At 58.1% G+C, this 22591-nt stretch carries 21 protein-coding genes; 7 read left to right on the forward strand and 14 right to left on the reverse strand.

The annotated features are described in order from the left end of the window. The 6 genes from HMPREF0178_RS01185 to HMPREF0178_RS01210 all read left to right on the forward strand — a co-directional run. Window positions 1-2538 (forward strand): cobaltochelatase subunit CobN (locus HMPREF0178_RS01185; protein ID WP_009378373.1); only part of this gene is annotated, 2538 nt, incomplete at its 5' end. A gap of 16 nt (window positions 2539-2554) precedes the next feature. Then, window positions 2555-3550, forward strand: a complete 996-nt coding sequence (locus HMPREF0178_RS01190; RefSeq protein ID WP_009378374.1) for an ATP-binding protein — start codon at window positions 2555-2557, stop codon at window positions 3548-3550. After that, the gene (locus tag HMPREF0178_RS01195; protein ID WP_009378375.1) at window positions 3550-5568 is read left to right on the forward strand and encodes a magnesium chelatase subunit D family protein; all 2019 of its coding nucleotides are present in this window, start codon (window positions 3550-3552) and stop codon (window positions 5566-5568) included. Before HMPREF0178_RS01190 ends, HMPREF0178_RS01195 begins: the two co-directional genes overlap by 1 nt. Then, complete coding sequence (locus HMPREF0178_RS01200) at window positions 5565-6578, forward strand: ABC transporter substrate-binding protein (protein ID WP_009378376.1); 1014 nt, start codon at window positions 5565-5567, stop codon at window positions 6576-6578. Before HMPREF0178_RS01195 ends, HMPREF0178_RS01200 begins: the two co-directional genes overlap by 4 nt. A 279-nt stretch (window positions 6579-6857) precedes the next feature. Continuing rightward, the gene (locus HMPREF0178_RS01205) at window positions 6858-7547 is read left to right on the forward strand and encodes a hypothetical protein (RefSeq protein WP_009378377.1); all 690 of its coding nucleotides are present in this window, start codon (window positions 6858-6860) and stop codon (window positions 7545-7547) included. 1 nt (window position 7548) lies between these two features. Next, window positions 7549-8088, forward strand: a complete 540-nt coding sequence (locus tag HMPREF0178_RS01210) for a FlgO family outer membrane protein (RefSeq protein WP_009378378.1) — start codon at window positions 7549-7551, stop codon at window positions 8086-8088. 384 nt (window positions 8089-8472) lie between these two features. Here the strand turns inward: HMPREF0178_RS01210 and crcB (HMPREF0178_RS01215) are convergent, their stop codons facing one another. The 11 genes from crcB (HMPREF0178_RS01215) to HMPREF0178_RS01270 form a co-directional block, all read right to left on the reverse strand. Next, a complete protein-coding gene (gene crcB / locus HMPREF0178_RS01215) occupies window positions 8473-8868 on the reverse strand; it encodes a fluoride efflux transporter CrcB (protein ID WP_009378379.1) in 396 nt (131 codons plus the stop codon). A gap of 9 nt (window positions 8869-8877) precedes the next feature. Continuing rightward, window positions 8878-9258 (reverse strand): fluoride efflux transporter CrcB, encoded by a 381-nt coding sequence (gene crcB / locus HMPREF0178_RS01220; RefSeq protein ID WP_009378380.1) that lies wholly within the window; start codon window positions 9256-9258, stop codon window positions 8878-8880. 48 nt (window positions 9259-9306) lie between these two features. Then, a complete protein-coding gene (locus tag HMPREF0178_RS01225) occupies window positions 9307-10521 on the reverse strand; it encodes an ammonium transporter (RefSeq protein WP_009378381.1) in 1215 nt (404 codons plus the stop codon). Window positions 10522-10549: 28 nt separating this feature from the next. Further along, on the reverse strand, window positions 10550-11551 hold the full coding sequence (gene yut, locus HMPREF0178_RS01230; protein ID WP_009378382.1) for an urea transporter: 1002 nt from the start codon (window positions 11549-11551) through the stop codon (window positions 10550-10552). A gap of 137 nt (window positions 11552-11688) precedes the next feature. Further along, window positions 11689-12657 carry an urease accessory protein UreD gene (locus HMPREF0178_RS01235; RefSeq protein WP_009378383.1) on the reverse strand — a complete coding sequence of 323 codons (969 nt, stop codon included), beginning with the start codon at window positions 12655-12657 and terminating at the stop codon, window positions 11689-11691. Window positions 12658-12667: 10 nt separating this feature from the next. Beyond that, complete coding sequence (gene ureG, locus HMPREF0178_RS01240; protein ID WP_005027152.1) at window positions 12668-13306, reverse strand: urease accessory protein UreG; 639 nt, start codon at window positions 13304-13306, stop codon at window positions 12668-12670. A gap of 55 nt (window positions 13307-13361) precedes the next feature. Next, complete coding sequence (locus tag HMPREF0178_RS01245) at window positions 13362-14078, reverse strand: urease accessory protein UreF (protein WP_232281160.1); 717 nt, start codon at window positions 14076-14078, stop codon at window positions 13362-13364. Between the two features lie 16 nt (window positions 14079-14094). Then, window positions 14095-14739: an urease accessory protein UreE gene (locus HMPREF0178_RS01250; protein WP_009378385.1), complete on the reverse strand. Its 645-nt coding sequence runs from the start codon at window positions 14737-14739 to the stop codon at window positions 14095-14097. 254 nt (window positions 14740-14993) lie between these two features. After that, window positions 14994-16712 (reverse strand): urease subunit alpha, encoded by a 1719-nt coding sequence (locus HMPREF0178_RS01260; protein WP_009378386.1) that lies wholly within the window; start codon window positions 16710-16712, stop codon window positions 14994-14996. A gap of 36 nt (window positions 16713-16748) precedes the next feature. Next, on the reverse strand, window positions 16749-17153 hold the full coding sequence (gene ureB / locus HMPREF0178_RS01265) for an urease subunit beta (protein WP_005027144.1): 405 nt from the start codon (window positions 17151-17153) through the stop codon (window positions 16749-16751). Between the two features lie 14 nt (window positions 17154-17167). Continuing rightward, a complete protein-coding gene (locus HMPREF0178_RS01270; RefSeq protein WP_005027142.1) occupies window positions 17168-17470 on the reverse strand; it encodes an urease subunit gamma in 303 nt (100 codons plus the stop codon). A 451-nt stretch (window positions 17471-17921) separates the two neighbouring features. On the opposite strand from HMPREF0178_RS01270, the gene HMPREF0178_RS01275 reads away from it, so the two are divergent. Further along, window positions 17922-19088 (forward strand): MFS transporter, encoded by a 1167-nt coding sequence (locus HMPREF0178_RS01275; protein ID WP_009378387.1) that lies wholly within the window; start codon window positions 17922-17924, stop codon window positions 19086-19088. Between the two features lie 152 nt (window positions 19089-19240). Here the strand turns inward: HMPREF0178_RS01275 and HMPREF0178_RS01280 are convergent, their stop codons facing one another. The 3 genes from HMPREF0178_RS01280 to HMPREF0178_RS01290 are packed head-to-tail and all read right to left on the reverse strand — an operon-like array spanning window position 19241 to window position 22583. Then, complete coding sequence (locus tag HMPREF0178_RS01280) at window positions 19241-20299, reverse strand: ABC transporter substrate-binding protein (protein ID WP_009378388.1); 1059 nt, start codon at window positions 20297-20299, stop codon at window positions 19241-19243. A 57-nt stretch (window positions 20300-20356) separates the two neighbouring features. After that, window positions 20357-21328, reverse strand: coding sequence for a tripartite tricarboxylate transporter substrate binding protein (locus HMPREF0178_RS01285; protein ID WP_009378389.1), 972 nt, complete (start codon window positions 21326-21328; stop codon window positions 20357-20359). Between the two features lie 25 nt (window positions 21329-21353). Continuing rightward, complete coding sequence (locus HMPREF0178_RS01290) at window positions 21354-22583, reverse strand: M20/M25/M40 family metallo-hydrolase (protein WP_009378390.1); 1230 nt, start codon at window positions 22581-22583, stop codon at window positions 21354-21356. Window positions 22584-22591: the final 8 nt, after the last annotated feature.

Here is a 22591-nt window from a genome sequence, read left to right on the forward strand (position 1 = left end):
CTCGCCCATGTGGATCTTGCAACCTATCGGCAATGGTTCGATGCCTACCCGGAAAACGTCAGGCAAAAGGTTGCGGAGGCATGGGGCAATCCGCCGGGGGAACCGATGAACGGTGTTCCCGCCGCAATGGTGCTCAACGGGGGTATCCTCGTTACTGGCGTCCGATGGGGCAATGCCGTGGTCTGCATTCAGCCCAAGCGCGGATGCGCCGGCTCCCGGTGTGACGGGCAGGTCTGCAAAATATTGCATGATCCCTCCGTACCGCCTCCACATCAATATATAGCGACCTACCGCTGGCTTCAGGACGGTTTCGGGGCGGATGTCGTGGTGCATGTGGGAACGCACGGCAACCTTGAATTCCTTCCCGGGAAGAGCGTCGGCCTGTCCGGTGCCTGTTTCCCCGATCTTGCGCTGCATGAGGTTCCGCACGTCTATATCTACAACTCCGATAATCCTCCGGAAGGTGTTATCGCCAAGCGGCGGAGCTATGCGGAACTGGTCGATCACATGCAGACGGTTATGGTGCAGAGCGGCCTCTACGAAGCACTGGAAGAGCTGGATCGCCCGCTTGGGGAATGGGAACAGGCTCGCGCCGGGAATCCCAACCGGGCGCACCAGCTGGAACACCTGATCCGGGAAGGCATCGCTGCCGCCAACCTGGAATCACAGGTTTCTCCTGAAACGGCTCCCGACTTCGCCACCCTTGCCTCCCGTATCCATGCGGCTCTCGGCCTTCTCCGCAATACGCATATGGAAGACGGTATGCACGTTTTTGGGGAAACGCCGCAGGGGAAACGGCGGGCGCAGTTTATCGCGTCCATTGTCCGGTACGATGCGGGACAGGCCGACTCGTTACGGAAAAGGTTGTGCACAGCCCAAGGGTTCGAGCTTGAAACACTGCTCGCTGAACCGGGAGGAGTGGACAAGCGCCTTAGGCAGAGCCATACCAGCCTGTTGGAAAATGTGGAAAAACAGCTTGTTGCCGTATGTGAAATGCTGATTGGGGGTATGGAGCCTGAGGCTCTCCCCGCATGTATCCGCTCCTTGCTGGGGGATGCGTGCCTCGTGCCGGACGCGCTGGAGGGCCTTGTTCCGGTGGGGCGGAGGATTCTCGGCATCATCGAACGGATGGAGGCTACGGACGAGACGGGTTCTTTGCTGAACGCCTTCACGGGCAACTATGTGTTGCCGGGGCCTTCCGGCATCATTACGCGGGGGCGTGAAGACATTTTGCCGACTGGCCGGAATTTCTACACGCTTGATCCCCGACGCCTGCCTACCCGTGCGGCGTGGCGCGTAGGGCAGAACCTCGCCCGCGCGCTTATCGCCAAACATCTGGAGGAAGAGGGGCGCTACCCCGAGAACGTCGCCATGTTCTGGATGTGCAACGACATGATGTGGGCCGACGGCGAGGGGATGGGGCAGCTCCTTTATCTTCTCGGAGTGGTTCCGCGTTGGCTGGGCAACGGGATGGTGGAAGGGTTCGATGTCATCCCGCTGGAAGAGCTGGACCGCCCGCGTATCGACGTTACCGTCCGCGTATCGGGTCTGCTTCGGGACAGTTTCCCTGCGGCCATGCACATGCTGGATGCGGCGGTACAGGCCGTCGCCGCGCTGGATGAGCCTCTGGAAAGCAACTTTGTCCGCAAACATACGCAGGAACGTCTGGCGGCTATCGAAGCTGATGATCCCGACGCGTGGCGCTCCGCGACCTTCCGGCTTTTTTCTTCGGAGCCGGGAACCTATCAGGCCGGGGTCAATCTCGCCGTCTACGCGTCCGCATGGCAGACGGAAGCCGATCTCGCGGACATTTTTCTCCATTGGAACGGGTACGCCTACGGCAAGGACGCGTTCGGGGTCAAACGCCCGAGGGCGCTGGAGGCCAGCCTCTCCACAGTGGATGTCACCTACAACAAGGTGGTCAGCGACGAGCACGATCTGTTCAACTGTTGCGGCTACTATGGGACGCACGGCGGCATGACGGCCGCGGCGTCGCACTTCCGGGGAGGGCAGGTTAAAACCTATTACGGCGACACGCGTGAACCCGAACATGTGCAGGTACGCGATCTGGCTGACGAGGTGCGCCGCGTCGTGCGGGCCCGTTTGCTCAATCCCAAATGGATAGAGGGCATGAAGCGGCACGGATACAAGGGCGCGGGCGATATTTCCAAGCGTACCGGGCGTGTGTACGGGTGGGAAGCCACCACGCAGGCCGTCGATGACTGGATTTTCGACGATATCGCCAAAACCTTCGTGCTGGATCCTGAAAATCGGGCTTTTTTTGATGAAAACAATCCGTGGGTGCTGGAAGAAATCGCCCGTCGGCTGCTTGAGGCCGAAGCCCGGCATTTATGGAAAGCCGATCCTGATGTGCTCGCCGAACTGCGCGAGGCCTACATGGATATAGAGGGAACTCTGGAAGACCGCACGGAGGCGTTCGGTGGGGAATTTCAGGGAGGTTCCATCGACATCGTCACGTCCGACGATGTGGCGGAATGGAAACGGGCGCTGGAAGTCGTGCGCGGAAACAATCAGTAAGATCAAAGGAGAAGCTATGAAGACACTTCGCCAGCGTTACCCCTTTTCCGCTATTGTCGGACAGGAGGAGCTGAAACAGGCCCTGTTGCTGAATCTGGTCTATCCCGGCATCGGCGGGGTGCTTATACGAGGCGAAAAAGGGACCGCCAAGTCCACGGCTGTGCGGGCTCTGGAAGCGATTCTCCCGGAAATCGACGTGGTGGATGGGTGTCCCTGCGGATGCGACCCCCACGGCGACGCGTTGTGCCCGTGGTGTCTGGAGCAGGAAGCTCTTGAATCCATTTCGCGTCAGGTTCGTGTGGTCGACTTGCCGGTCGGTTCCACGGAAGATCGCGTCGTCGGTTCACTGGATATGGAAACGGCCCTCCGTGAAGGCAGACGGCGTTTCGAACCGGGGATCCTTGCGGATGCCAACCGGGGTATCCTGTATGTGGACGAAATCAATCTGCTGGATGACCATCTTGTGGACGTATTGCTGGATGCGGCGGCGATGGGCGTAAACACGGTCGAGCGTGAAGGCGTTTCTTGGTCGCATCCTTCTCGTTTTGTGCTTGTTGGAACGATGAACCCGGAAGAAGGGGAACTCCGCCCGCAGCTTCTCGACAGGTTCGGTCTGTGCGTGGAGGTCAGGGGCATGGCGGAACCGGAAGCGCGGCTTCAGGTGATGACGCGCCGTGCGGCCTTCGAAGATGATCCGGTGGGCTTCCGTGCCGCATGGCAGGAACGGGAAAACGAGATAGCCGAACGGATTGTCGCCGCCAGACGGAAACTCGGGGACGTCGCTGTTCCGGAAGATGTCATGCGCGCCATTGTCGAACTCGCTATTGAAACGGAAGTGGACGGGCACAGGGCGGACATCGTTATGCTGAAAACCGTCAAGGCCATCGCCGCATGGCGTGGGGATGGCGAGGCCGCCAGAGAAGATGTCATGCAGGCGGCCCGGCTGGTTCTGCCGCACAGGATGAGGAGAAAACCCTTTCAGAATGTCGGGTCCGCGAAGGCGGTGCGGTGATGTCCGGCAAATGGCGGGTGTTTCCTTTCACTGCCCTTGTAGGGCAGGAAAAGATCAAACGCGCCTTGCTCGCCAACGCCGTTTTGCCGAGCATTGGCGGCGTGTTGCTGCGGGGTGAAAAAGGAACGGCGAAATCCACGGCTGTGCGCGGTCTGGTTTCGCTTCTGCCACAATCTCAAGCTGTTGCGGGCTGTCCGTGGCACTGTGATCCGCTTGCTCCGGAAGAATGGCTTTGCCCCTCCTGCGCGGGAAAAAAACGGAAGGGGGCGCTGCCATCAGTGGCCTTTGCGCCCCAGCTGGCGGATGTTCCCTTGTCCGCCAGTGAAGACCGGGTGGCCGGGAGTCTGGACATGGAAGCGGCGTTCCGTGAGGGCGTGCGTGCCCTTCAGCCCGGACTGCTCGCAGCCGCGCACCGTGGCATTCTGTATATAGATGAAGTCAATCTGCTTCCTGATCATGTGGCGGACATCATCCTCGAAGCCTGTTCCGAGGGCGTCAACCGTATTCGGCGGGAAGGCATCTCCGCAGAACATCCTTCGCGTTTCGTTCTTGTCGGTACGATGAACCCGGAAGAAGGAGAGCTCCGTCCGCAGCTTCTGGATCGCTTCGGGCTGGCGGTTTCGGTATCCGCGCCCGGCGATGTAGGAGAGCGGCTGGAGGTCTTGCGGCTCCGCGAGCGGTTTGACGCTGATCCGCAAGGATTTCTCCTTCAATACGCGGAACGGGAGGCCGCGCTTGCCGTCCGCATCCGTGAGGCGCAGCGGCTCGTCGCGCAGGTCCGTATCCCTCGGCTTTTGCTGAAACGGATGGCGGAGCTTGCCGCTGAAGCGCATTGCGCCGGGCATCGTGGCGAGCTGGCTCTGGAGCGGACGGCCCGCGCATTCGCGGCACTGGCCGGAAGGCTGGATGTTCGGGAAGAAGACGTGCTGGAGGCGGCGGAGTTGGCGCTGGCGCATCGGCGCCGTATGACGCCCCCGCCCCCGCAGGAACAGAAGGAGCAAGAGCGGGGCGAACATTCCCCCTCGCAAGAACAGGAGCAGTCCAGGCGCGAGACGGATGGAGACGAACAAAGAGAGCACTCCCATTCACAGGAGCAGCCTTTTGATACAGTTCCGCAGTTGCCCCCCCAGGACAACAAAGCAGGATCAGCCGGGCTGGGAGATGTGGAGCAGATCTTTGCCATTGGAGAATCATTTACGATCAAGCCTATCCGGCTGAGAAAAGATCGGGTGCAACGCAAAGGAACAGGACGGCGCTCCCGTACGGCCACGCTGCAAAAGGCAGGGAGGACTGTAGGAAGCCTTCCACTCATGGGGAGTGAAATGAAGTATGCCGATATCGCGTGGGATGCGACGCTTCGAGCCGCAGCCTTGCGCCACCGCGTCGGCGAGGGAGGATGGACCCGCCCCGTCATTACCCTTGCAGATATCCGTACCAGACGCCGCGAAAAGAAAATCGGCAACCTGATCGTCTTTTCCGTGGATGCTTCCGGCTCAATGGGGGCGGCCAGACGTATGGAGGAGGCCAAGGGTGCCGTGCTGTCTCTTCTTATGGACGCCTACCAGAAGCGGGATAAAGTGGCTTTTATCGCTTTTCGCGGCCAACAGGCCGAAGTCCTGTTGGAACCCACGGGGAGCGTGGAGCAGGCCTACCGGAGGCTGGAGGAGCTGCCCACGGGGGGAAGGACTCCCCTTGCGTCGGGACTTGAGGAAAGCCATCGCATCATCAGGAACCAGCTTCGTAAAGATCCCGATACCAGACCTATTCTGCTTGTCCTTTCCGATGGAAAAGCGAACGCCGCACCGGAAGGGATGAAACCCATGCCCGCTGCGCTGGAGGCCGCCCGGCGTATTGCCGCCGATGGACGCACTCATTCCTTGGTGATCGATGTGGAGCGGCAAGGCCTCGTCCAGTTTGCAATGGCAAAGACGCTTTCTGAAGGCTTGGAAGCCGAATATATGCATCTTGAAGAACTCAAGGCGGATACGCTGGTGCGTACGCTCAAGGATATATTGTGAACCGCATTCTGGGATGGTTCGCCGTTCTTGTTTTGGCGATGTGTTCGGCGACTTGGGCACAAGGTCCGGAAACCGTCGTTACGGATTCCTTGGGAAGAAGTGTCCATATTCCCGTTCCGGTTCGCAGAGTCGTGTCGCTCTCCGCTTCCGGCGTCGAATGTATCCGGATTATGGAGAGAATGGACACGCTGGTCGGAATCACGGAGCACACGAAGACCCGAAAGGCACAGTTTCCCGAAGTGGCGAGACTGCCAAGCGTAGGGCGCGGCTTCATGCCGAATTTCGAAGTGATCGCGGAACTTCGCCCGGACGTTATTCTTGCATGGAAAACAAACCCAGGCCCGGAACTGGAACGGCAGTTGGAACCTTTAGGGATCGCCGTACTGAGGCTTGATCTGACGGAGCCGGGAAAATTGCCCGAAGAGATGCGGACGCTCGCGTCGATTTTGGGCCCGGAAGCGCAAAAGCGCACGAAAGCCTATTGGGAATGGGTGGCGCGCTGGACGGAGCAGATACAAAAAAGCATAGCCGTTCAGCCAAAGCCAACTGTGCTGGCGGAGCATTTCACGCCCTTGAGGATAGCGGGGCCGGGCTCAGGCCTGTATGATCTGACGCAGATGGCAGGGGCAAACAACCTTGCTGATGATATTGGCATACGCTCCATGCAGGTGGATTCCGAATGGGTTCTCGAAAGGAATCCGCAGTTTTTTGTGAAGAGCATTCTCTTGGGCAAACAGAATGCCGAAGAGGACACTCGGAGAGCCGATGAATGCTTGCGTAGTGTCTTGGAACGAGACAACTGGCAGTTGCTCGATGCCGTCAAAGAGAATCGCGTGTATATCCTCGATTCGGATATCGCAAGCGGGCCTCGTTATCTTGTCGGCCTCGCCGAGCTTGCAGCATGGTTGTATCCCGATGCCTCCGTCCCTTCTGGCAAGCGGATTCATGAGGAATGGGCCAATGCGGCATGGATGCCCATGTATAAGGAAGATGATGGTGGGCAAGGTTGATAGCAGCTTATTGTATGAACTGTTTTGTTTTATTATGTTTTTAAAGATCCCGTCATCACTGACGCAGTACTAGAAAAGAGCGCTGAAAGCACGAGAGCCATAGACAGCTGAACGGATAGGAGATGGTCACGTCCAGTATCAGGTTGCTTTTTGCGTCTATAGACATCTTATATTCGGCGGTATCATTTGGTACACCACGTTTAATATGTAATAGCTTATATAAAAACTTGAATTGAGGAGTAAACTGTTATAGTGATGGACCACATGCAGGAGGACGGTATGTGGAAATATTTTTTGTGTCTTATGAGCATGTTGCTCACTTTGACCGCTTGGGGATGCAGCCTTGCGCCTCAACCCGTCGCCCGGCCTGTAACAGGGCAACAAACCCTTGAGGCCGCCGATCACTGGCGCATCCTTGCCCAGCAAATCGTTAAAGAGATGCAGCCCACCATAGGAAGTTCCGTCTATGTCTCAGAACAGGATCGTTCTCCTTTCGGACGAGCCTTTACGACACTTCTCCGGCATGAAGTAGCTGCTTCCGGGGCACGGCTCAGCGGAGCCCGCGAAGGATCCCTCTGCATTGATTGGGGGGTTCAGATCATTAAGTATAGTGAACCCCGGCAGACCATTCAGGTTTACCCGGGGACTATCGCCGCGATTACGGGAGGCGGGATCGGCGCTGGCTACATTATCAAGAATCGGCCGAGCTCATGGCCGGTTGTTGGTGCCGCGGGAGCCGGGCTTTTAGGTGAGGCGGCGAATTTACTGGATATGGCCACTCCAAAGTACCCTATTGATACCGAAGTCCTCATAAATATTACAGGGGCAGTGGATGGGGCCGTAACCTACGATTATTCAGGTCTTTTCTACATGCGTGAGAAGGATTCCGACCAATATTGGGAACGTCCCCCATATAGAGGAAAGGAGCAGCCCATGCAGGCCAAAACATACAGAAGTGTGGGGAATTAGCATGAATACTGCAAAGATCTGTGTGTTTGGGCTTGCACTTTTCTGGTTATGTGGTTGTACGGACAGCCTCTATGAGATGAAGCAGGTTCCTCCGCAGCTTTCCCAAGCTGAGATGTCGAGGACGGATGTCGTAAAGGTCGGATACGAGCTTGCGGACGGCCTCATCAAAAATCTACATGCTCCCCTCAACGAAGGGGAGACGGTCATTGTTGCCAGTTTCGCGGATGTGGACAATTTGACACAGTCTTCGACGGTGGGAAGGCTGCTTGGGGATATCGTGGGGTCACGCCTTTCACAGCAGGGATTTACCGTTGTCGATATACGCACGCGGCAAGACTCTATTTTCATTCAAGAGCAGGGTGGGGAGTTCGTACTCAGCCGAGATGTGAGAGCGTTGAGCAAAGCCAATAACGCCGCTTGCGTGGTAGCCGGTACCTTTGGGCGCCTCGGCAAGTCCACAGTTGTCTCCGTGCGCATGATCCGTGCTTCTGATAATATTATTTTGTCCTCCGCTGATGGTGTGTTGGTTCGCGGACGGTAATCCGCGAGAGCAGAGGGTGAGTTCTTGCGCTGAGCGCGCGGGACTGGAAACAGCGGAATAAAAACGCTGCACGAATGCCGGGAACTGATGTGGTTCCCGGCATTTTTCTGGATTACTCTTCTGTGTTTCGCCAGAACAAGCTCTTTGAGTCACACGATTTGCTTTTGAGGATTTTCGTTAATACGGCTTCCTCAAAACGGTTTATCCCCCTTTTCCTTATGACATGAGCGCCGATGATTTGAGTGCCGCTGAACAACGCACTGGAAGCGTACACCGTTACGGGCTGGGCTCATACAGATCGAACGTTGGGAACAGGCTTAAAACAAAGACCCGGCCAATGACCGGGTCTTTATCTCTATCCTATTGAGAAAGAAGGCAATATTTTTATACGGCGGCGGTGCGTGGGAAGACAATGCGATAGCCAGCCCACACGGCGCAGATGCATATTACGGCATTGAGGAGAATGTTCAGGCCTGCGAGCATGAGATCGCCGGTATGGTAGAGGTTAAACGTATCGAGCGAGAAGGTGGAGAAGGTGGTGAAACCGCCGAGGAAGCCGGTTCCAAGCAGGCTGTATCCCACCGTGAACGGTTTTCCGCTGCGTTTCATAGCTCCTTGCAGCAGGCCCATGAGAAAACCGCCGAGCACGTTGATGCAGAGGATGCCGAGAGGGAAGGACATGGTCAGGCCGCTCATGATCGCGGCATTCAGCTTGAAGCGACAGACCGCCCCCGCCGCGCCGCCGCACAGGACAGCAATGGTGTTTTCGATATATGACATACCTTCCTCCTACTGAACCATCAGGAAAAAGCCGAAAGCGGTCCCACAGAGGCACAGGACCATATTGACGACGACGTTGGTGACGGCCTTTCCGGGCTGCCCGTCGCGGAAGGCGGCGAACGTATCCATGGAGAATGTGGAGAACGTGGTCAGCGCTCCGAGAAAGCCTTCGCCAATGAAGTCATGCCACGGGATAAAGGGAACGGCATCCATCCTGATTGCCCCTACAAGCAGCCCCATAATAAAAGAACCGAGCACGTTTACGAATAGGGTGCCGTAGGGGAAACCTTTGCCGAACCATGCGGCGAACCACGCGGAGATCTGGAAGCGGCAGTAAGCGCCGAGCGCGCCTCCGCCCGCGACCCAAAGTGTTCCGGTCAATTCAGTCATGTTGTTTCCTTTCAAAAAAGGCCGGGTAGCTGGCCCGGCCTTTGAGAGTTACATCTTGTAGGCGTCTTCGCCGTGCAAGGACTCATCAAGCCCCGCTTCTTCCTCTTCCTTGGTGACCCGGATCGGCCCCCATGCGCTGATGACCTTGAAGATGATGATGGTCACAACGAAGGAGTAGACCGCCACGATGATCACGCCGAGGAGCTGCATGAGGAACTGATGGATGCTGGCGTTCACCTTGTCGATGTTGCTGCTGGCGAGAATGCCGAGGAGCAGGGCGCCGGTGACGCCGCCCATGCCGTGGGCGCGCCATACTTCGAGCGCATCGTCAAACCCGAGGCGTTCCTGCACATACTTGGCGTAGTAGCATACGGAGGAGCCCACGGCGCCGATGATGATCGCGGCCCACGGTTCCACGTACCCGGCGCAGGGGGTAATGGTGGCGAGGCCGGCCACGGCGCCGACGAGCACGCCGGAGAAGGAAGGCTTGCGGTCATAATGCCAGTCGTAAAGCATCCAGACGATCATGGCGATGGAACCGGCGATGGTCGTGTTGGTGAAGGCATAGGCTGCCAGGCCGTCGGCGGCGTATGCGCCGCCCGCGTTGAAGCCGAACCAGCCGAACCACAAGAGGCCGGCACCCACGGCGACCAGCGGCAGGTTGTTGGGTACGGTCGGTTCGCCGGGCTTCATGTCGTCACGCCGTCCGAGGAAAATGACCGAGGCAAGCGCCGCAAAACCGGCGCTGACGTGGATCACGATACCGCCCGCAAAGTCCATTACGCCGATCTTGGCGAGGAAGCCGCCGCCCCAAATCCAGTGGCAGACGGGAATGTAGATGAAGATCATCCACAAGATGAGGAACTTCAGGTAGCCGCGGAAGTTCAGCCGCCCGGCGAACGCGCCCGTGATCAGCGCCGGGGCGATGACGGCAAACATAAGCTGGTAGGCAAAGAACAGGATGAAAGGCACAGTGCTCGCATAGACGGGGCTCGGAGCGATCCCCACCTTATCCAGCGCGAAGTGGTAGCTGATGTCGCCGAACAGGCCGCCCACATCCGGCCCGAAGGCAAGGCTGAACCCGCCGAAAATCCAGATGATGGCCGTAACGCCCATGGAAATGAAGTTCTGCATCATGATGGTCAGCACGTTCTTTTTGCGGACCATGCCGCCGTAGAACAGCGCAAGGGCGGGCGTCATCATGCACACCAATGCGGTGCAGAGCATAACGAAACCAGTATCACCCGTGTTGAGAGAAAACATATGGCTACTCCTTTAGGGTTGAGGATGATCAGTTCTGATGGGTCTTGGGGAGCAGATCGATGTTCGGCAGCAGGAAAATCCACGCCGCGACCACAAAGGGGAAGGTCAGGGTCGGGATACCATAGACGTTCAGCAGCACATTGAGCGCTCCCTGAGCCACCACGGTAAACACGGTACCGAGGAAGGTGTAGCAGATGACCCGCCAGTTGGGATTGTAGAAGGTTGTACCGAGGCCGATGGCGGTCAGCACCGCGCTGAACTGGAACAGGCCCGCGATGATGGCCGTGGAGCCGCCGCCGAGGATGACGGCCGTGCAAATGGCGATGATGGAGCCTATAAAAGCGAATACCGCCGCCCAGATGGAACTCACCGCAAGGCCGATGAGGAACAGGATGCCCGTGATCACGTTGTTGATCAGGAACACCTGTGATACGCCGGCGAACGCTGCCCTCCAGAACTGTTCCATATTTAGGGCGAACAGGTCGGACGCCGCGGGCTGCACAGAGATGGCGGGATGCGGAAGGCTGATGATCTGAATGTTGCCGAAGTTGTAGGCGGCAAGCATCAGGAACCATGTGGTGATGACGAAGGGGCCGGTCATGGCCGAAACCTTCCACGTCCGCAACATGCTGGAGACGGCCATCATCAGGACGGTGGAAAAGATCGAGCCCGCCACGATGTACCCCCACAACAGGGGCGTGGGCGCGAAGAAGGTCGGCAGGGCACAACCCACGAGGATGCCGTTATAGCCGTGCAACCCGATGTTGATGTTCTCTTTGGGCGCTCTCAGGGCGTAAGCGGTAAGCGTGCCCACGATCGTTCCGATCACCGCACCGATTCCCACGGAGATCATGTGCGCGGAGTAGGCGCCCCAAAAGATGCCGACCAGGAAAAACAACCCGGTCAGCGGATTGTTTTGGAACATGACCTGCCCCGCACCACGCAGGCAGACGTCAATGAAGTGGATGACCGGATTCTGGGACGCAAGCGCGTTCCATGGGTTGGGTGAGTCTTTGGCGACAGCGTTCATGTTTCCCTCCGGATGTTTGCCGGGTTGAAGAATGGCCTTGCGGCAGAAAAGGAGGAACCCGTTTGTTGAAGCGGGCATCCGGACGTTGGCGGCGGAAACCGCCGCCAGTGTCCGTCGGAGCTTTCTATCGGTTCGCGTCACTGCCACAGGAAGGCTTGCGGCAGGTCATGCCCGGTTACGGCCTTGCGCGCGATTTGCCAAAACTCCCGGATTTTGCCCCGGACCGATTCCGAGGTCATGCCGAGAACTTTGAAAATCAGCCCGCATTCACCCGGAAGCAGGGACGCCCCATAGGCGAGGTCCGCCTCCTTATCCAAGCCGGCCTCCACCGCCTCGCGCACCTGCATGGTCTTTTCCTTCGTCGTCATGAGGATGACGTTGCCGAACACCTCATAGCCGTTCATGATGCCGGTCCGGGACAGATCCGTTTCGCGCGGGTCTATGATGAACTTCTCCACAAACAGCTTTTCGCCGCTCTCGCGGCGGGTGGCCTCAATGGTCGAAGAGTAAAGGTCGAATCCGAACAGTTCGTCTTCGTGGTGGTATTTCCGCCCCGGCAGCACGACTTCGGCGTAGAGCAGGCTCCCGGTTTCCGCGACGGAAATCCGGGTCTTGCTGAGAAAGCGCGAAGTGCGATGCGGGATGAGCGGATCGGGCATGTACTCCAGATAGCCGCCTTCCTCCACGACAATGTCCTGCAGCTGCGAGGCGTAGTTGGCATTCATCATATGAACCTTGGTCGCAGACTGCGTGGTGACGTGGGCCTGCGCGTTCTTGCCGACCTCGATCTCCAAAGCCATCCGATCGCCCTGCAACACGCAACCTGTTGTCGTGATGATGAATATGCAGGGCATCTGCGGCATGGCCTCGTCCCAGTACAGCGCGCGCTGGACAAGGAACGGCACACGCCGATCCATAAACGCCATCACACTGCGATCGCCCTGATCGGCGAACTCAAGCCGCAAATACCCGTCTTTGCCGACCGTACCGCTGGGCATCTGCGCCGGTTCATCCTGATAGGGGCGCAGTTCCGGCGATTCGAGCCCAATCCGCGAAAGGGCCGCCCTGGCGAGCTCGACGCGGGCGCGGCTGCTGAGCTGACTCATGGGCAACCTCCTAGGCCGTCTTTTCGGCGGGCTTGAAATCAAACAGGGCGTCACGGATGATCATGTCCGTGAGCTCTTCGATGTTCTTGCCTGTCATGCAATTGGTAAAAATGAAGGGCTTGCCGTCGCGCATCTTCCTGGAATCGCGGTCCATGACTTCAAGGCTGGCCTTGACGTAAGGGGCTAAGTCTTCCTTGTTGATTACGAGGATGTCGGACTGGCATACGCCGGGGCCGCTCTTGCGCGGGATCTTGTCCCCTGCGGCCACGTCGATGACGTAGATGAAGAAGTCCGCCAGCGCCGGGCTGAAGGTCAGGGTGAGGTTGTCGCCGCCGCTCTCGATGAAGATGAGATCGCTGTCGGGGAACTTGCTTTCCAGCTCTTCAACGGCGGCGAGGTTCATGCTCGGGTCCTCGCGGATGGCGGTGTGCGGGCACGCCCCGGTTTCCACGCCCACGATCTTTTCGGCTTCAAGGATGCCGTCCAGTTCACGCTGGACGTGCTTGGCGTCTTCGGTGGTGACCACGTCGTTGGTGATGATAAGCGGCTTGATGCCTCTGCGGATAAGAACGGGGGTGACGGCTTCGATGATGGCCGTCTTGCCGGAGCCGACCGGGCCGCCCACGCCGATGCGAGTGATTTTTTTCATTGCGTATTCCTTTTCAAAAAAGAGGTGGAGGATCTTTCCGGAACGGATGGCCGGATCAGCCCATGAACAGCCGCACGTGCGCCTTGACGTGGCTGGCGGCGAGGATGTCGGTCATAGGAGCGTAATTGGACATCTGTTCCAGCGGCGTCCGCATGGCGGTCCGGCACATGGCGTCGAAATCCCGCGTCAGGCTGTAGAGCACGCGCTGCATGTCGATATGGCTGATGCGCATGATACGCATGGATGCGTTCAGGATGGTCATGGCGACGCCGTACTGGTGGACGGTAAGGACTTCGTCGAGCGTTCCGGCGTCGAGCTTCTCCTGCGTGGAGAGGCCCATTGCCACGAACTGCACGGCGAGGGAGACCGGGTAGGTCCCCGGAGCCCTGCCGTCCTTGATGGCGTCACGCCAGCCGATGACGAGGGGATTCTCGGTGATGTCCGCCCCCATTTCCGCGAGCTTGCGGCCCATGCGGGTGGCCATAAGCCTGGTTTCTTCGTTGAGCTTGCGGCACAGGACTTCACGGTCAATGCGGATCAGCTCTTCCAGATCCCCGGCGAGGGCCGCGCGCGTCGCCCAAACGACGGCCACGGCATCGCCTTTCGCCGCCTGTTCGAGAGCCGTATGCGTATATTGACGTAAGGTTTCGGCATCGTGGACCACGCCTTTCTGGACGGCCGATTCCAAGCCGTTCGAAAAGGCGAAGGCCCCCACGGGGAGCATGGAGTCGCCGAACTGCATCATTCTGGAGAGGGAAAGAATATTTTTCACGGTATGCTCCGGGGCCTTAGTTGTGGCAGTGGCCGTCGTGGCAATGTCCTTCGTGTGCGTGCGTGTGGTGATGGCCATGGTGGTGCGCATGTCCGTCGGGAGACGCGTGGGTGTGGCCGCCGTCCATGGGGCGCTCCGTGCCGCCGAACAAACGGCGGGCCTGCGTGGGTTCGAGGAGATCCACGATCTCGGAACCGGGCGCGAAGCGGAAGGTGATGTCTTTAAAATGATGTGTGTTCATGACCGAATTCATGACGAGGCGGTTCACCGCCATGGGCACGTACACGAAGCCGTTCTGTACAATGGCTGGCCAATGCTGGTTGCCGAGGGCATGTCCGAGCTGGACGCAGCGCTCGATGAGCTGATCGGCGGGCAGCTTCTGGAGGCCGCTCAGATCGATGACAAGCACCTCGCACAGGTCGATTTTGCAGATGACGGCCTGTTTCGTTTTTTCGTCCCAAAGGAGGATGTCGCCGTCGTGCAGGAACGCGTTGCGGTCAAGGGATACCGCGATGGTTTGTCCATTGCGGGTATCCTTGCGGAGCCTGTTTTTCTGAGCGTCCCATTGGCTGAGTTCGAGTGTATCGATGGTGGCGTCGGCCAAGCGGGCCTTCCACGCGGGATCGTTGCTGTTGCCAAGTACATTTTCTACGAGCTGCATGGGTTTTCCTTTATTGTGATGCCTCCGGCGACAAGGACCACCGGGGCAATGATTTCCCGGCTCCCTTGGAGCTGCCGCAACACGGCCTTGCAGCCGTATCCCGGCGGCTCCAAAGGCGTCGGGGAATTGTTTGCGAGTCCGTCCGTCAGAACGGACTCATATCGAGCAGCCTCCCCACCCTTCGAAGTTCTTACGGGTGGGGGCTGGGGGAGGGCACCTTTTCCCAAAAGCGCCTTCCCCCAGTCTTTCAACATTTAACTGAAGAAGTAGAGCTGACCGAGGGCAACCTTCTGGGCGGGTTTGACGGTGGCGTGCACGCCATCGACCTTGACCGCGAAGGTTTCGGGATCAACTTCGATTTTCGGCAGGTTGCCGTTGCGCACCATGTCATGCTTGTTCAGGCCGCGGATGTTGCACACGGGTTCGACGCAGCTGCGCAGGCCGAGCTTTTCACGGACGTTCCGTTCCATAGCGGCCTGCGAAACAAACGTGATGCGGGTGCGGGGCTTGGCAAGGCCCATGCCGCCGAACATCGGGCGGTAGTAGGTGGGCTGCGGCGTGGGCAGGGATGCGTTGGGGTCACCCATGTTGGCCCAGCTGATCATGCCGCCCTTGATCACCATCTTGGGCTTGGCGCCGAAGAACTGCGGTTCCCAGAGCACGAGGTCGGCGTATTTGCCTACTTCCACGGAGCCGATGAGGTGGCTGACGCCCTGCGTGATGGCGGGGTTGATCGTCAGCTTGGCCACATAGCGCAGGACGCGGAAGTTGTCGTTTCCGGGCGCATCTTCGGGGAGTTTGCCGCGGGCGGCCTTCATGGCGTCGGCCGTCTGGATCACGCGCAGCCAGTTTTCGCCCACGCGGCCCATAGCCTGCGAGTCACTGGAGATCATGGAGATGACGCCCATATCGTGCAGCACGTTTTCAGCGGCGACGGTTTCGGCGCGTACGCGGCTTTCGGCGAAGGAAACGTCGGAAGGGACGTTGGGGTTCAGGTTATGGCAAACCATGATCATGTCGAACAGTTCCGACTGGGTGTTGATGCCGAAAGGCAGCGTCGGGTTCGTGGAGCTGGGCAGCACGTTGGGATGGCTCGCCACGCGCAGGATGTCGGGAGCGTGGCCGCCGCCCGCGCCTTCCGTATGGAAGGTGTGGATGACGCGTCCCGCGATGGCGTCGATGGTGTCTTCCACATAGCCGGATTCGTTCAAGGTGTCGGTGTGGACGGAAACCTGAACGTCCATGTCGTCGGCGACGCTCAGGGCGGCGCGGATCATGGAGGGCATGGCACCCCAGTCCTCATGCACCTTGAAACCGCACGCACCGGCCTCGATCTGTTCGACCAGCGGAACGCTGTTGTAGGCGTGCCCCTTGCCGAGGATGCCCATGTTCACCGGCATGGCGTCGATGGCTTCGAGCATTTTGCTGATGTTCCACGGGCCGGGGGTAATGGTCGTTCCGTTGGTGCCGTCGGTGGGGCCGACGCCGCCGCCGAAGAAGGTGGTCACGCCGTTGGAGAGCGCGGCGTAACCCTGTTGCGGGGAGATGTAGTGAACGTGAGAGTCGATGCCGCCGGCGGTGAGGATGAGATGCTCGCCGGTGATGGCGTCGGTGGAATTGCCCACGATGAGATCAGGATCAACACCATTCATCATGGACGGGTTGCCACTCTTGCCGATGCCCACGATCCTGCCGTCCCGGATGCCCACGTCGGCTTTGATGACGCCCTGCACCGCGTCGATGACGGTGACGTTGGTGATGACGAGATCAAGCACGCCGGCATCGCGGTTCAGGCGGGCATCGCCGCCCATGCCGCCGCGCAGGGTTTTACCGCCGCCGTACATGGACTCGTCGCCGTAGTGGCGCAGGTCCTTTTCGATTTCAACAAACAGATCCGTGTCCCCAAGCCGGATTTTGTCCCCAACGGTCGGACCGAAGAGGGCAGCGTGTTCCTGACGAGAAATTGTCGGCATATGAAACTCCTTTCCGCCGCGTCGGTGGCGCGGGGATTACTTTTTGGCGTTCTTGAAGCCGAGCTTGTCGGCACGTTCTTCGTTGATGACCCGTTCGTGTTCGTCTCCGGTCCAGCCGTCCACGAGGTTGTTGAACCCGTAGGTGCCGGAAGTCCCGCCGATGGAGACGAGGGATACGGTCTTCTCATCGCCCGGCTCGAAACGGATGGCGGTCGTGGAGGAGATGTTCAAACGCATTCCGTAAGCTGCGTGGCGGTCGAATTCGAGGGCGCGGTTCACTTCGAAGAAATGAAAATGGGAGCCGACCTGAATGGGGCGGTCGCCGGTATTACGGACTTTGAGGGTGATGGTTTTGCGCCCCGCATTGAATTCAATGGGATCGGAACCAAGGATCAGGCCGCCGACCGGCGTTTTTGTCTTGTTCGGAGTCTTGTTGGTCATGGGAAAATCCCCCTTTAGTTGATGGGGTTGTGAATGGTGATGAGGCGGCTTCCGTCGGTGAAGACGGCTTCCACCTGCACGGTGGGGATCATTTCGACCACACCTTCCATGACGTCGTTGCGGGTGAGGACTTTGCGGGTTTCGGCCATGACTTCTTCGACGGTCTTCCCGGCGCGGGCTTCCTCAAGTGCGGCGGCGGAGAGCACGGCCACGGTCTCGGGATGGTTGAGCTTCAAGCCTTTGGCTTTCCGCTTGAGCGCGACATCAGCCAAGGTATGAATCATGAGCTTGTCGAGCTCGCGAGGAGTAAGGTGCATATGGACCTCCTTTGCACTGTCTGTAACACGCATTGTATGAATGTAACACGAATGTTTCATGACGAGTACATCACGTCATGAAGTAACCAAAGGTTAACAATGCAGAGAAAACATGAACAATTATAAAGTGTATTATATTGTGTAGATATGTATTATATCTATTTTTATTGTTAAAAATGAAATACACTATACTGTAATGAATTTAAATTAATGTTATATGTATTATTATAATGGTAAAAATGTATTATTTGCATGAATATTAACAAAATTATTATTGAATTATAAAAATAATATATAAATTTTATGGTTAATTATTGTGTATAATAGTAATTATACATTGTTAGTAAATCAATAAAGAGATAAGTAAACAGAAGATGCAGTAGGATATGATCAGTAGTGTGGATCACGCGGTGTGCCGCGTGCTGGCGAGAAAAGACCTTGCGGAGGGGCCATGCCGGAAAAAAGAGACTTGGCGTTGTTGTTCGGAGTCCGCTTGCTGAGCGCTATGGGGGTCACGCTGATTCTGCCGGTCATGCCGGCAATGGCGCGGGCATTTGGTCTGAGCATTGCGGAGGCGGGCATGGTGGTTGTCTGCTTTACGTTGGCGGAAGCCACAATGACGCCTGTTGCGGGCGTACTGTCCGATCGGTTCGGGAGAATGGCGGTTTTGCTTCCGGCTCTGCTGGTATTCGCAGGAGGGGGGATTTTGTGTCTCTTTGCGGAGAGCTGGCGAGATGTGTTGATCTGCCGTGTCATCCAGGGGATTGGTGCTGGGCCGCTTGGCGTGCTCTACACCATCCTTGCGGCGGATATGGTGGATGAGAAACATCTGCCGCGTATCATGGGGCGTCTTACGGCTGTTTCGAGCCTCGGGACCATCGTCTACCCCGTTATTGGCGGCCTTCTCGGAGAATGGTCATGGCGGGCCCCGTTTTTCGTCTTCACGCTGGCCCTGCCGACAGCGGTTTTGTCCCTCATGGTAACGCTGGAAAAACCGCAGGGGGCGATGGACTGGCGGCGCTACTGGAAGCAAACGGGGAATATCCTACGTGAGAGGCGGGCCATTGGCTTCTTTGTGCTGGTATTTTTGTGCTACTGCGCCATCTATGGGCCCATCAACACCTGTTTCCCGATGATGGCCGAAGCGAAGTACCACGCATCTTCGTCCCGTATCGGCCTTGTCTTTTCGTTCGTAGCCATCGGTTCCTACTTGGCGGCCGCAGGGCTTCCCCGCCTCCATGCAAAATGGTCTTTCCGTGCGCTTATCCTCGTGGCGGGGCTTTGTTATACGCTGCCTCTGGCTTTTCTGGCCTCCGTTCCGGGTTTGTGGCTTTGCGCGGTGCCTCTGTTTGTTTCCGGTGCGGCGCAGGGGCTTTCCTTACCCATCATCAACGATAATGTGGCACTGCTCGGCACGCCCGATGACCGCGCCGCCATCCTTGCTGTAAGCGAGACGTCCGTTCGCGTAAGCCAGAGCGTATCACCGCTCCTGTTCAGCATCATTTCCATGAAGTGGCTCTGGGATGGCGCCTATGCCTCCGGTTTTGCCGTGGGTATATTGATTCTGCTGGTAGCGTTTTTTTTGTTCGAACCCCGTACCGCTCCATCGCAGAAATAAAAAAGCGTTCATCCTCCAGCTCTCAGGACAAACAAAAAAGGCCGGGAAATGCTCCCGGCCTTTTTGTTTTGAGGAATTTCTGAATGTTTTGGCGGTGTGAATACTTGTTTTTTAGCTTTTCATCTCATCTTCATCAGCCATCGGAGCATCGGCTATCGAAGGGCTTTGAGGTAGTCGTCCGTAACGGCGTTCATACGCTGCAGGCGCTGCCGGTCTTCCTTGCGTACCATGCCGATGCTTTCATAGAATGCGACAATGTCTGTAAGCCAGTTTTGAAGTTTGCTTTTGCCCTGTGCGTCATCAAAGAGGGCAAGCTGTTCCTCGAGATTGAACACCGCATGATTCGCCAAATCTTTTGCGGCGATTTCGGAGGCAAGTTTGCGTCCCGTCCATTCTTCATAAAAGCGGACATAATCGGGGACGAGCGTTTCGACGGGCGTTTCCCGCATAAACGCGATTACCCGGAGATACATTCTCAGGAACGCTTCGATCTGTTCCGGGTATCGGGTGGCGTATTCATGGTTGGCGACGATGAGGACGGGCTGAGAGACTCCGCAGTCACTGGACAAGGCGGCTGGCCTGAGCCCCTTGGCATCGGCATCGTAAGTCAGAGGAGCCCACAGTGCCACAACGTCGCCAAGTCCGCCTGTGAATGCGCCAAGCGCTTGCGTCGGGGACATGTACTTGGCGCGTACGTCCTTTTCTTCGAGGCCAAAGGATTTGAGCCATGTGGCCATCATATAGTGGGCGGAAGTGCCTTTCGGACAGAGTATCTCTTTTCCCTTAATCGTGGCTTGATCGCCGTAGATGTCAGGATAGGCCGGGTTTGTTCCCTTGATGCTGAGGAGCGGGCTGTCAGCGCGGACATAGAGGGCGTTGGCGGCGGATTCGTCATTGGCGACGGCAATGATATCGAGGCGCTCGCTCAGTGCTGCGGTAAGCGCGGGGACAGCCCCACAACCGGCAATGGCCCAATCGTAGGCAAGCACGCCCTCCACAATGGCCTTGCCCGAGTCAAAGCGGAGCATGGTGATATCCAGCCCGGCTTCCTTGTCCCATCCTTTCTGTTTGGCATACCAGACGGCGAAGGTTTCGTGTTCGCCCAGCCATGCCGTCTTCATGGGGACGGGAGATGCGGACCAGGCGGGAGTGCTCCAGGCCAGCGTAAGAAGCACCAGACAGATACCGACGAATGACCGTTTAAATCGCATAACGCACTCCTCTCAAGGGTCCCGGACCGCCGCGATGGGGATCCGGGAGAGCCGTCGCTAGTTGAACTTGTTTTCCCGCATGATGTCGCCGATGGTCTTCCACATATTGTCGAGAGCCTTCTGGAAGTCGTCGGCGGACAGATAATCGGTGGTCAGGCCCGCCTTGGCGAACTTGGCCTGCACGTCGGGATCGGCGAGGGCTTCCTTGACGAGATTCTGCATGGTCAGGATACGGTCTTCAGGGACGCGCTTGGGGGCAACCAGGCCATGCGAAGAAGCAAAAGTATACTCGGGGCCGATCTGCTCGGCGAAGGTGGGCACATCGGGAAATTCAGCGAGGCGTTCGGGGCTGGATACGCCGATCATGGTGAAATCGCCGGAAAGGACATAAGGCTTTTGGTTGGTGGTCACGCCAAAACCGCTGGTGACATGGCGTCCGAGGAGAGCTGTGGAGACTTCATGGCCGCTGGTGTAGCTGACATGGGGGAGATCGACGCCGGGGAACGCCTTCAGCAGGCGGCTCATGAACAGGCGCTGCGTAGAGAGGGCTCCGTGGGTGGCATAATTGTACTTGCCGGGGTTCGCCTTGGCTGCGGCCATAAGCTCGTTGATGGTCTTGATGCCGGAGTCGGCGTTTACGGCGAGGCTCAGCCACATATTGGTGACTTGCACCACAGCGCGGAAGTCGGCCAGCGTATAGCCGGTCTTCTTGATCTGCGGCGTGGTCGAGAAAGTGGCTATGGCCGGGAAGCCGAAGGTATAGCCGTCGGGACGGGCCTTGGCCACATCAAGCATGGCGGGGGCCCCCGCGCCGCCGGCCTTGCAGACGATGTTCAGCGTGATTTGGTGCTTGTTTTGAAAGTACTCGGCCAGGATGCGTGCTGCGATATCCACGGCCCCGCCGGGGCCGAACGGGATAATGATGGTAACGGGCCGATCAGGATACGCGGCGGAAGCGGTACGAGGCAGGCCGGACAGCAGCAGGGTGCAGACGAGGAGGGCGCAAAACAGGGCTTGAAGCTTCTTCATGGTCTTTTCCTTGCGAGGGTAAAGGTTACAGGGAAACCTTCGCGGCGGGTGCGAATGCCCGTGCGGCCTGAATGGCCGTGAGCGCCGCGAGTTTGCACCGGGGAACAAAGGTAGACGGAATCATGTATTCATCCGCGGAATGCAGGTTGGAGCCTTCCGGCCCCATGCTGCATATCGCCGGAACGCCGAGGACGCTGGAGCAATAACCGGACTCAGCCGTCCCCTTGGAGGGTGCCGAGTGGACGGAATACCCGATGAGTTCCCCGGCCTGTTCAGCCAGGGAAAAAAGCTTCATGACGCCGGGAGTGGGGACAAGCGGAGGAAGGCGTACGCCGCCGCTGATGTGTGAACTCGTGCCCGGGATATGGTTCTTTGCGGTTTCAGCGCGGAGCGCTTCAGCCAGTCTCCGTCCGGCTTCAAGCGTCTTGAACGTAATATGGATGCGTGCGGAAGCATTGGGAGCGACCGAGTTCGCAGACGTTCCGCCGTTGACGAGCCCCGTGTTGACCGTGGTGTCGTGGTCAAGATCCACATAGGCATCGAAAGCGAGGATCTTGTGGGCCAGTTCGAGGATGGCGGAAGCGCCGTCCTGATAACAGCGCCCCGCGTGGGCGGATATCCCCATGATTTCAAGGAACATGTGGCCTGAACCTTTACGTTCCAGCGTCACCCCGCCGCCGGGATAGCCCGGTTCGGTACAGATGACGGCCTGCGCGCCGTTGAGCTGCTCGCCCAGAATGGGGGTTGTGGAAGGGGAACCGAGTTCCTCGTCGGGCGAGAACGTCAGCGTCATGGGGACGTCCATCAGGCCGAGTTCCTTGAGGGCTCTGGCGACAAACATGTTTTGGACAATACCGGCCTTCATGTCAGTCACGCCGGGACCCGTGGCGCGATCCGTCGCGCGATCAAGCCGGAAAGGACGCGCTCCCGCCGTACCCGCAGGGAAGACGGTGTCCATATGCCCAATAAAGGCCACGCCGGGTCCGCATTCCACAGAATGGGTACGCGCCGAGAAGACATTGCCAAGGCCATTCATCCACTGCTCGTCAGCCGGTGCGGGCTTTTTCGGAAGTTTTGCCGTGTGGAAACCGGCCTCCGCAAGCCATCCGGTCACCATTTCGCCTACCTTGTTCACGTCGGCGGCATCGTTGGTGAAGGAATCCATGTTGACGATGCGTTCCAGCATGGAGAGCATTTCCGGTTCCTTATCGGAAAACCATGCATCAAGCCGTTCCTTACATTGAGAAAGTTCCATAGCTGAGG

Origin of the sequence: Bilophila sp. 4_1_30, assembly GCF_000224655.1 — a bacterium.
GTDB lineage: Bacteria > Desulfobacterota > Desulfovibrionia > Desulfovibrionales > Desulfovibrionaceae > Bilophila > Bilophila wadsworthia.